This is a genomic window from Rhodosalinus sp. (assembly GCF_041685465.1).
In the GTDB taxonomy this organism is placed as follows: domain Bacteria; phylum Pseudomonadota; class Alphaproteobacteria; order Rhodobacterales; family Rhodobacteraceae; genus Rhodosalinus.
On sequence record NZ_JAWLFS010000099.1, the window covers coordinates 1 to 10,373 of the forward strand.

Consider the following 10,373-nt stretch of genomic DNA (forward strand, 5'->3'; position numbering starts at 1 on the left):
CGTGGGTGAGGTGCGGCACGTCGCCCGCGCCGGCCGAGCCACGCCCCGAGAGCGAGGGGTTCTCCATGAAGAAGCGGTGGCAGCTGAAGCCCTTTTCGCCCTCGTCGAGCGGCACGCGGTGGAAGCTGCCGTCCGGCGCCATCACCCAGCTCTGGCTCGTGTCGGCGAGGTTGGCGGCCATGATCTGATCGACGATCTGCGCCTTCACGGTCGGGTTCTCGATCTCCACCAGCGTCTCGATCCGCCGGTTCAGGTTGCGCCCCATCCAGTCCGCCGAAGAGATGTAGACGCGCGCCTCCGCCGAGGGCAGGCCGTGACCGTTGCCGAAGCAGATGATGCGCGAGTGCTCCAGGAAGCGGCCGATGATGGACTTGACGCGGATCGTCTCGCTCAGCCCCGCGATGCCGGGGCGCAGGCCGCAGATGCCGCGGATCACGCAGTCGATCCTCACGCCCGCCCGGCTCGCCTCGTAGAGCGCGTCGATCATGTCGGGCTCGATCAGCGAGTTCATCTTGAGCCAGATCCGCGCGGGCTTGCCGGCGCGCGCGAACTCCGTCTCGCGGGCGATCATCTCCAGCATGCTGGGCTTCAGCGTGTGGGGCGAGATGGCGAGGTTCTCCAGGTCCTCGGGCAGCGCGTAGCCCGAGAGGTAGTTGAAGACCTTGGTGGCGTCCCGCCCGAGCGACGCGTCGCAGGTGAAGAAGCTGAGGTCGGTGTAGATCTTCGCGGTGATCGGGTGGTAGTTGCCCGTGCCGTAGTGCGTGTAGGTCACGAGCCTGTCGCCCTCGCGGCGCACCACGGTGCTGATCTTGGCGTGCGTCTTCCAGTCGATGAAGCCGTAGACGACATGCGCGCCCGCGCGCTCCAGCATCCGGCTCTGGCGGATGTTCGCCGCCTCGTCGAAGCGCGCCTTGAGCTCCACCAGCGCGGTGACCGACTTGCCCTCTTCCGCCGCCTCGCAGAGCGCGGCGACGATCGGGCTGTCGCGCGAGGTGCGGTAGAGCGTCTGCTTGATCGCCACCACGTCCGGGTCGTTCGCCGCCTGGTGCAGGAAGCGCACCACCATGTCGAAGGTCTCGTAGGGGTGATGCAGCAGCATGTCCTTCTGCCGGATCGCGGCGAACATGTCGCCGTCGTGGTCCTGCACCCGCTCGGGCACGCGCGGCGTGAAGGACGGCCAGAGCAGGTCGGGCCGCGCGTCGAGCACGAGCTCCTTCAGGTCGGCGAGGCCGATGACGCCCGGAATCTCGATGACCTCCTCGGGGATCACCTCGAGCTCGCGCATGATCACATCCTTGAGCGCGTCGGGCGCGCCGGCGGAGATCTTCATGCGCACCACCTCGCCGCGGCGGCGGCGCTTCAGCGCCACCTCGAACTCGCGCACGAGGTCCTCGGCCTCTTCCTCGACTTCGAGGTCGCTGTCGCGCAGCACGCGGAAGGTGCAGTGCCCGATCTCGCGGTAGCCGGGAAAGAGGCTGTCGAGATGCAGGAGCAGCAGCTCCTCGAGCGGCAGGAAGCGGTGCCGCCCCTCGGGCGCGGGCAGCGCCACGAAGCGGTCGATCTGGTGCGGGATCGGCAGGAGCGCCTGCAGCGGCCAGCCGTCGCGCTTGCGCTCCAGTTGCAGCGCGAGGCTGAAGCCCGCGTTGGGGATGAAGGGGAAGGGGTGCGCCGGGTCGATGGCGAGCGGCGAGAGGACCGGGAACACCTTGTCGAGAAAGACCTTCTGCAGGTGCGCGCGGTCCTCCGCGCCGAGGTCGCCGCGCTCCAGCACGGTGATTCCCTCGGTCTCCATCGCGCCGCGCAGGGTGTCGAAGACGGCCTGCTGACGCTCCATCAGGCGCCGCGCGTCCTCGTCGATGAGCCGCAGTTGCTCGGCCGGCGTCAGCCCGTCGGCCGCCGGCGTCGTGATGCCCGCCTTGGCGAGTTCGCGCAGGCCGGCGACGCGCACGGTGTAGAACTCGTCGAGGTTGGTGGCCGAGATCGAGAGGAACCGCAGCCGCTCCAGCAGCGGAACGCCCGCGTTTTCCGCCTCTTCCAGCACGCGCCAGTTGAAGCCCAGCCAGCTGAGCTCCCGGTTGAAGAAGCGCTTCGGGCCTGCGGTCGCGCTCTCGGGCAGCGACACGGGCGCAGGCGTGGGCGAGGCGAGGAAATCGGCGGTGCTCATGAGGCCCTCGTGACGGCTGGAGGTGACGCGCGGATGACGACGGCCCGACTATCCCGCATCCAGTACCTCCGCCGCAAGCGCGCGCGTCAGCGGGCGCTTCTCCGCGAGCGCCGCGCGGTCGAGGCGCGCGACCGCGTCCGCCGCCGCGGCGAAGGAGCGGTCGATCCGCCGCATGACGTAGGTCAGCGTCGCCGGACCCGGGGTGAGCTGTCGGTCGGCGAAGAGCTTGGCGAGCAGCGCGGTCAGGAGCGCGTCGTCCGGCGGGTGCAGCCGGGCGTGGCCGGCCGCCTGCAGCCGGCTTTCCAGATCGGGCAGGGCGAGGCCCCAGCGCCCCGGCGCGTCGCGCGCCGTGACGAGGAGCGCGTGGCCCTCGGCGAGCGCGAGGTTGTGCAGGTGAAAGAGCGCCGCCTCCGCCGCCCGGTCGCCGGCGATGCGGTCGCCGTCCTCCACCGCGACGGGCGCACGGGCGAGGGCGGCAATATCGGCCTCCGCCAGGCGGTCGGCCGGCACGATCGCCGCCCCCGCGAGCCCGGCCCAGACGTGGGCAAGATGTGTCTTGCCCGCGCCCTCCGGTCCGGTCAGCACCATCTTGCCGCCCGGCCAGTGGCCCCATGCGTCGAGCGCGGCGAGCGCGGCGGCGTTCGCCTCCGACACGAAGAAGTCCTCCCGCCCGAGCGCGGGGCGCACGGGCAGCTCGAAGGGAAGCTGGCGCGCGGTCATCGCTCCCCGTCGTCCTCCAGCCCGCGGTAGAGCCGGCTCTGGCGGTACTGCTCCACGACGAAGCGCGCGAGCACGCCGAGCGCCGCGGCCACCGGCACCGCCAGCAGAAGCCCCACGAAGCCGAAGAGCGAGCCGAAGACCGAGAGCGCCAGCAGGAGCCAGACGGGGTGCAGACCGACCGACTCGCCGACGAGGCGGGGGGTCAGGACGTTGCCCTCCACGAACTGCCCGGCCTGGAAGATGACGGCGACCAGCACGATCCAGATCCAGTCGCCCCAGAACTGGAAAAGCGCGAGCCCGATGGCGAGCGCGCCGCCGACGATGGCGCCGACGTAGGGAATGAAGGTCAGCACCCCCGCGACGAAGCCGACCACCAGCCCGAAATTCAGCCCGACGAGCATCAGCGCCACCGCGTAATAGGTGCCGAGGATCACGCAGACCGTGCCCATGCCGCGCAGGAACCCCGACATCGAGGCGTCGATGTCGGCGGCGAGCTTCCGGATCACCGGCGCGTGGTCGCGCGGCAGCAGGCTGTCGATCTCCGCGATCATGCGGTCCCAGTCGAGCAGCAGGTAGACCGCCACCACCGGCACGATCACGAGAAGCAGCACGACGTTCAGGATCGAGCCCACCGAGGAGAGGAGCGTGTTCACAAGCTCCGCGCCGCGCGACTGCACGGTCTGGCCGATCTGGTCGAAGGTCTGCCGGAGCTGGCTGTCGGGCACGACGATGTCGGGGAACCGCGAGACCAGGAAGTCGCGCAGCTGCGCGACGAGAACCGGCGCGATCTCGATCAGATCCGCGGTCTGCCGGATGAGGGTCGGGATCACGAGAAGCGCAAGCACCGTGAAGAGAAGCAGCGTCGCCACCGCGATCAGCGCCGTGGCCGCCGCACGCGAAAGCCCCGCGCCTTCCAGCCGGTCGGCGACCGGATCGAGGAAATAGGCGATCGCCGCGCCGAGCACGAAGGGCAGCATCACGTCGCCGAGATACCAGAGCACGACGAGGAACACCGCCGCGGCGATGCCCCAGTAGGTGACCTGTGCGCGCGCCGGCAGCGCCATCGGTGCGTCCCCTTCGCTCGGCCTCTCGGTCTCTCTCGCCGCTTTCCGCGACCCGTTCAAGGGTCGGCGTCGGCGCGGCTTGCCTCGCCCCGGAGCCTCGCCTACACCGCCCCCGCAGTGCAGATCCAGAGAGGCCGCCCCATGCGACTGTCGCGCTACTTCCTGCCCGTGCTCAAGGAGACCCCCGCCGAGGCGCAGATCGCGAGCCACCGGCTGATGCTGCGCGCCGGCATGATCAAGCAGGCGAGCGCGGGAATCTACTCGTGGCTGCCCATGGGCTACAAGGTGCTGCGCAACATCGAGCGCATCGTCCACGAGGAACAGGCGCGCGCCGGGCACATCGCGATGCTGATGCCCACGCTGCAGTCGGCCGACCTCTGGCGCGAGAGCGGGCGTTACGACGCCTACGGACCCGAGATGCTGCGCATCCGCGACCGCCACGAGCGCGACCTTCTCTTCGGGCCCACCAACGAGGAGCTGATCACCGACATTTTCCGCGGCCACGTCTCGAGCTACCGCGAGCTGCCGCTGACGCTCTACCACATCCAGTGGAAGTTCCGCGACGAGATCCGCCCGCGCTTCGGCGTGATGCGCGGGCGCGAGTTCTACATGAAGGACGGCTACACCTTCGACCTCGACCGCGAGGGGGCGCTGCACGCCTACAATCGCCATTTCGTCAGCTACCTGCGCACCTTCGAGCGCATGGGGCTGCAGGCGATCCCGATGCAGGCCGAGTCGGGGCCCATCGGCGGCGACACCACGCATGAGTTCCTCGTGCTCGCCGACACGGGCGAGTCGGAGGTCTTCTACGACGCCGCCGTCACCGACATCCGCATGGGCGCGCGCGACATCGCCTACGACGACCGCGCCGCCTGTCAGACGGTGGTGGACGAGTTCACCGCGCTCTACGCGCGCACCGACGACACCCACGAGGACGCAGTGTTCGAGGCCGAGGTGCCCGAGGCGCGCCGCCGCCGCGGCCGCGCCATCGAGGTCGGGCAGATCTTCTACTTCGGCACCAAGTATTCCGAGCCGATGGGGGCCACGGTGACCGACCCCGAGGGCGCCCGCGTGCCGGTGCACATGGGCAGCCACGGCATCGGCGTCTCGCGCCTCGTCGGCGCGCTGATCGAGGCGTTCCACGACGAGGCCGGCATCATCTGGCCCGAGGGGGTGACGCCCTTCCACTGCGGCATCGTCAACCTGCGCCAGGGCGACGCCGCGACCGACGCCGCCTGCGAGGGGCTCTACGCCGCGCTCGCCGCGAAGGGGCTCGAGCCGCTCTACGACGACACCGAGGAGCGCGCGGGCGCGAAATTCGCCACGATGGACCTGATCGGACTGCCGTGGCGGATCACCGTCGGGCCGCGGGGTCTCAAGGCGGGCAAGGTGGAGCTCACTTCCCGGCGCAGCGGCGAGAGCGAGGAGCTGTCGCCCGAGGCCGCCGCCGACCGCATCGCGCAGATCTACGGGGTCTGAGGGGGCGCTCCTCCGGACCGCGCGGGCCGTCGTCGCTCCGGGGCGCCGCGCCTCGGCCTTCGGCCCGGCAGAGCGGCCCGCGCCGGTCTCACCGGCCCGCGGGCCATGTGACGCCCTTTCGGGCCGGACGCGGCGCTCTGCGATGACGCCCGCGAGGGCGGAAGAGCGGCACGGACGGCGCGGCGGGCGGGGGCGCTCTGCATGACGCCCAAGAACGACCAGCGCCTGTTGCGTCACATCCCCGGCCGCAGGCCGATTGGCAGGGGCCTGTCCGGCCCCGGGACCGCGCCCTTCGACGCCGCGGGAGGGGCGAGGCGTGCTGCCGCCTGCGCGCGCCGGACGGGGCGCCCCCGCCTCAGCCCTGCGGCATCCGCAGCACGAGGTTCCGGCCGTTCTTGACGTAGCGCAGCTGGTCCTCGCCGATGGCGCTGATCCGGCCGCCGTCGAGGCGGTCGCCCACCTCGACCTTTTCATAGCTTCCGTTGGACAGCCGCACGAGCGCGCGGCGGTTGGCGGGGTCGCCGTAGACCCCGATCAGGTTCAGCCGGCGCAGCTCGATCGCGTCCGTCACGGTCGCCGCGCGGGCGACGGAGGCGCTGGAGGGGATGTCGGGCGCGACCGTCGGGGCCTCTGGAGCCGCGGCCGCCGGTGCCGCTGCGACCACCGCGCCGAAGCCGCCGGGCCGTGGGGCCGGACCGGGCGAGGCGCGCACCGCCTGCCGTGTGCCGGTGCTTTCCGGAATTGGGGCCGTGCCCGCGTCGTCCGCCTGTTCCACGTCCCGCTCGGGCCCCCCGGGCGCGATCGGCCCGGGCCGCAGGGGCGGGCCGGCGGCCCGGATGTCCGCGGCCCCGGTCGGCGCGGCCGCGTCCTCCTCGACCTCGGCGGGGGTATCGGCGAGACCCGCAGGGCGCGGGATCGGGCGGAACTCGGCGAGCGCGGCGCGCCGGGCGGCCGCTGCGGCCGCGGCTTCGGCGGCGCGGCGCTCTTCCGGGCTTGCGCGCAGCGGCGGTGCCGCGGGCGGGCGACCGGCGATCACGCGCACGCCCTGCGGGGTGACGGCCCCCTCCGGCGTCGCGACCACGAGACCGCGCGCATCGAGATCGAAGACCGTGCCCGGTGGCGGTGGCGCGACCGGGGCCCGGGGCGGTGCCTCCGTCGCGGCCTCCGGCGTGCGCAGGGCGACGGCCTCCGCCCGCGTGAGCGCGTCGTCCGTTCCGGCGACCGAGAGGCCGGCAATGCGCCCCGCGGCCGGCGCCGCTGGGCGCTCGGGGGCCTTTTCCCAGATGCCCGTGGCCGCGTAGCGCGCGGCCGCCTCGTCCGGGTCGAGCGCGCGCTGGGCGGGCTCGGGCGTCTCCGCCGCGTCGGGCAGCGGCTGCGGCGCCTCTCGCGCCGCCAGGTCGGGCGCGCCGGCGGCCTCGCCCTCGGCTTCGGGGGCGCCGCTCGTCTCGCGGGGGAGATCCTCGCCCCGGGAGGCGTCCGGCGCCGTGTCGAGCGAGGGGCTCTCCGTCACGGACTCCGGCCGCGCCGCGCTGGAGGACGTCTCCGGGGCCGGCAGGAGGCGGGCGAGGCCGCTGTCGGTGAAAACCGCGGAATAGGCCCCGATCGCGAGCAGCCCGAGGACCGCGGCAGCGGTCGCCGCGAGCGCGCCGCGCCGGCGCGGTCGGCCGCGCGAGGGCGCCTTCCGCTCGCCGAAGCGGGTGAGGCGCGCGGCCTCGTCATCGGCGCGCCCGGACGGTCGCGTTTCGCCGCCGGATGCGGCGGGCGCATCGGGCGCGTCGGGCTCGGCCGCCTGCCCGGCGGGGGCCGCCTGTTGGCTCGCGATGCGTCGCAGGATCAGGTCGCGCCGTGCCGCGGCTTCGGGCGTCGGCGTGCCCGGGGCGGGGCGCAGCGACGGCGTGGTCGAACCCGTGGCACCGTTTCCGGCCTCCGGCATCACCCGTGGAACCAGCGGAGGCTCTGGCGGCGGCTCTGCACGACGTACCGATGTGAAGGCGAGGGCCGGCGCCCCGGGCGGCGCCTTGCGCGGGGCCGATCCCGGCGTGCCGCGTGCGCTGCGGAATTCGGGACCCGGCGGGTCCTCTGCGCGCCCGGTGGCTGGCGTCATCGTGTCCTGCCGCGCGGCCGGGGCCCGCGCCGCCGCGTCGGGGTCCTCCGCGTCCGGCCCGGGGGGCGTGCCTGCGCGGTCGTCGACCGGCGCGGCCCGGGCGGCCGGCGCATCGGAATCCCCGCGATCGGCGCCGCCCGTCACGGTGCCGTCCGGCGGTTCTGCGGCCGCTGGGCCGGTCGCGGCGGGGGCAGCGGCCGCCGGCTCGCTTGGCTGTCGCGAGGCCCCCGACGGGCTGGCGGCCGATGCCGCCGGCCCCCGCGTCTCCGCTGCCGCGGCGGCGCGGGCCTCGGGCGGCGGTTCTGCGCTTTCGGCCGCGGGGGCGTCGGGCAGGGGGGCGTCTCCCGTCACCACGACCGGATCGGCGTCGCGTTCGACACGCGCGCCGCGCGGCAGGACCTCGTCCGCCGCCGAGGTTTCACCGAAATGCACCTCGCGGGTGAAGCCGCCGTCCTGCGGCGCGGCCACGAAGCTCACCGGGTTCAAGCGATGGTGCAGCGCGAAGGCTTCCGCTTCCTCCAGCGTCTCGCGTGCCACCGCCGCGGCATGGGTCGTGCCGCCCGCGGCCTGCCAGTCGAAGACGAGCTCCTCCACCGCGTAGGGCGTCGCCCCGTCGAGCGCGTCGCGGACCATGCGGGCGCGCAGCCGGTCGTCGACATCGCCGGTGTCGAGCGCGAGGTAGCGGATCTGCGCGTCCGGAATGATCAGCTTCGAGACGAATCCGTCCGGTCGCAGGCCGAGCGCCGTGCGGCGCAGACCGGCAAGGTCGGCCGCAAGATCCGTGCTCTCCGGCGACACCTCTCCGGCGCGCAACCACCCGTTCGGCCCGCGCAGTAGGAGGCCGATCCCGTCGAAGGACAGCGAAAGAGCGAAATCCGGTTTCATTGCCACCGTCTTACCATCTTCTGCGGGGCGAGGGGTAGTCCCGTGACCCGCACGTCATGGATGATGACGGGCCTTGGGGGCAGCAATCCGCCAGTGCACTTGCCGAAAACGTCCGCGCGGCCGACACTCGCGAAACCGCCCAGACGACAGGAGAATGCCATGTCCGTTCGTGCCGCCCTGATCCTCTCGCTCGCGCTGCTGCCCGCCGCGCCCCTGGGCGCCGAGCGCGTCATCGCCGTCACCGGTCGGGGCGAGGTCACCGTGCCGCCCGACATGGCCGTGATCCGCCTCGGCGTGGTGAAGGAGGGTGAAAGCGCCGCCACCGCGATGGCGGCGGCGAACGACGCGGCGGCGGGCGTGCTCGACCGCCTCGCCGCGCTCGACATCGCCGCGCAGGATATCCAGACCAGCGCGCTGCGCCTCGCACCGGTCCGGTCCGAGACGAACGGGGCGCGGCGCGTCACGGGCTACCGGGCCTCGAACGAGGTCACCGTGCAGGTGCGCGATCTCGACACGCTCGGGGCGACGCTCGACGCGGTGGTGGCGGAGGGCGCAGACACCTTCGACGGGCTGCGATTCACCCTCGCCGATCCGGCGCCGTTTCTCGAAGAGGCGCGGCGCGGCGCGGTCGCCGACGCGACGGACCGGGCGGCGACCCTCGCAGAGGCGGCGGGGGTCGCGCTCGGACCCGTCGGCCACATCGCCGAGGAGAACGGGCGCTCGCCGCGCCCGATGATGATGGAGGCCGCCCGCGCCGACGCCGCAGGCGCCCCCATCGCGCCGGGCGAGATCGAGATGAGCGTGACCGTCTCGATGGAGTTCGCCATCGGCGCGGCCGAGTGAGACGCGCGCGGCCGGGCGCCCGTGGTCAGGCCGCCGCGGAGGTCGCCGCCTCCAGCCCCCTTGCGAGATCCGCGATCAGGTCGTCGGCGTCCTCGATCCCGATCGAGATGCGCACAACGTCCGGGCTCGCGCCGGCGGCCACTTGCTGTTCCTCGGTAAGCTGGCGGTGCGTGGTCGAGGCCGAGTGGATCACGAGCGAGCGCGTATCGCCGAGGTTGGCGACGTGGCTGAAGAGTTCGAGGCTGTCCACCAGCTTCACGCAGGCGTCGTAGCCGCCCTTGAGCGCGACTGTGAAGAGCCCGCCCGCGCCCTTCGGGCAGATTCGCGCGACCCGGTGGTGGTAGGGCGAGGAGGGCAGCCCCGCGTAGGTCACTTCCTTCACCGCCGGGTGGCTCTCGAGCCAGCCTGCCACCGTCTCGGCGTTCTCGACATGGCGCTGCATGCGCAGCGAGAGCGTCTCGATGCCCATCAGCGTGTAATGCGCCGCCTGCGGGTTCAGCGTCATGCCGAGGTCGCGCAGCCCCACGGCGATGCCGTGGAAGGTGAAGGCGAGCGGCCCGAAGGTCTCGTGGAACTTGAGCCCGTGATAGGCGGGCTCCGGCGCGCTGAGCGAGGGGAACTTTCCCGAGGCCGACCAGTCGAACCTGCCCGAATCCACCACGACGCCGCCCGTCACCGTGCCGTTGCCGGTCAGGAACTTGGTCATCGAGTGGACGACCAGCGTCGCGCCGTGTTCGATCGGGCGGCAGAGGTAGGGGGTGGCCGAGGTGTTGTCGACAATGAGCGGCAGGCCGGCCGCGTCCGCGATCTTCGCGATCTCGTCGAGGTCGGTGATGTAGCCGCCGGGATTGGCGATCGATTCGCAGAAGACGGCGCGCGTGTCCTCGTCGATGGCCGCGCGCACGGCCTCGGTGTCGTCGAAGTCCACGAACTTCGCCGACCAGCCGAAGCGCTTGATGGTCTGGCTGAACTGCGTGACCGAGCCGCCGTAGAGGCGGGTGGAGACCACGACGTTCAGCCCCGGTCCCATCAGCGGGAAGAGCGCCATGATCTGCGCCGCGTGCCCCGAGGAGCAGCAGACCGCGCCCGCGCCGCCCTCCAGCGTCGCCATGCG

At 72.8% G+C, this 10,373-nt stretch carries 7 protein-coding genes; 2 read left to right on the forward strand and 5 right to left on the reverse strand.

Annotation, left to right across the window (positions count from 1 at the left end):
* The 3 genes from ACESL7_RS08315 to ACESL7_RS08325 all read right to left on the reverse strand — a co-directional run.
* The coding region (locus ACESL7_RS08315; protein ID WP_372892851.1) for an RNA degradosome polyphosphate kinase at positions 1-2,164 on the reverse strand (2,164 nt) is incomplete at its 3' end.
* 48 nt (positions 2,165-2,212) lie between these two features.
* On the reverse strand, positions 2,213-2,884 hold the full coding sequence (locus tag ACESL7_RS08320; RefSeq protein WP_372892852.1) for a P-loop NTPase family protein: 672 nt from the start codon (positions 2,882-2,884) through the stop codon (positions 2,213-2,215).
* A complete protein-coding gene (locus ACESL7_RS08325) occupies positions 2,881-3,948 on the reverse strand; it encodes an AI-2E family transporter (protein ID WP_372892853.1) in 1,068 nt (355 codons plus the stop codon). Before ACESL7_RS08325 ends, ACESL7_RS08320 begins: the two co-directional genes overlap by 4 nt.
* A gap of 141 nt (positions 3,949-4,089) precedes the next feature.
* Here ACESL7_RS08325 and proS point away from each other — a divergent pair, with 141 nt between their 5' ends.
* Positions 4,090-5,427 (forward strand): proline--tRNA ligase, encoded by a 1,338-nt coding sequence (gene proS, locus ACESL7_RS08330; RefSeq protein WP_372892854.1) that lies wholly within the window; start codon positions 4,090-4,092, stop codon positions 5,425-5,427.
* A 355-nt stretch (positions 5,428-5,782) separates the two neighbouring features.
* Here proS and ACESL7_RS08335 read toward each other — a convergent pair whose 3' ends face one another.
* A complete protein-coding gene (locus ACESL7_RS08335) occupies positions 5,783-8,416 on the reverse strand; it encodes a hypothetical protein (RefSeq protein ID WP_372892855.1) in 2,634 nt (877 codons plus the stop codon).
* 159 nt (positions 8,417-8,575) lie between these two features.
* Here ACESL7_RS08335 and ACESL7_RS08340 point away from each other — a divergent pair, with 159 nt between their 5' ends.
* The gene (locus tag ACESL7_RS08340) at positions 8,576-9,259 is read left to right on the forward strand and encodes an SIMPL domain-containing protein (RefSeq protein ID WP_372892856.1); all 684 of its coding nucleotides are present in this window, start codon (positions 8,576-8,578) and stop codon (positions 9,257-9,259) included.
* Positions 9,260-9,284: 25 nt separating this feature from the next.
* On the opposite strand, the gene ACESL7_RS08345 is transcribed toward ACESL7_RS08340, so the two are convergent.
* Positions 9,285-10,373, reverse strand: a 1,089-nt coding sequence (locus ACESL7_RS08345; protein WP_372892857.1) for an O-acetylhomoserine aminocarboxypropyltransferase/cysteine synthase family protein, incomplete at its 5' end; no start/stop codon positions are given.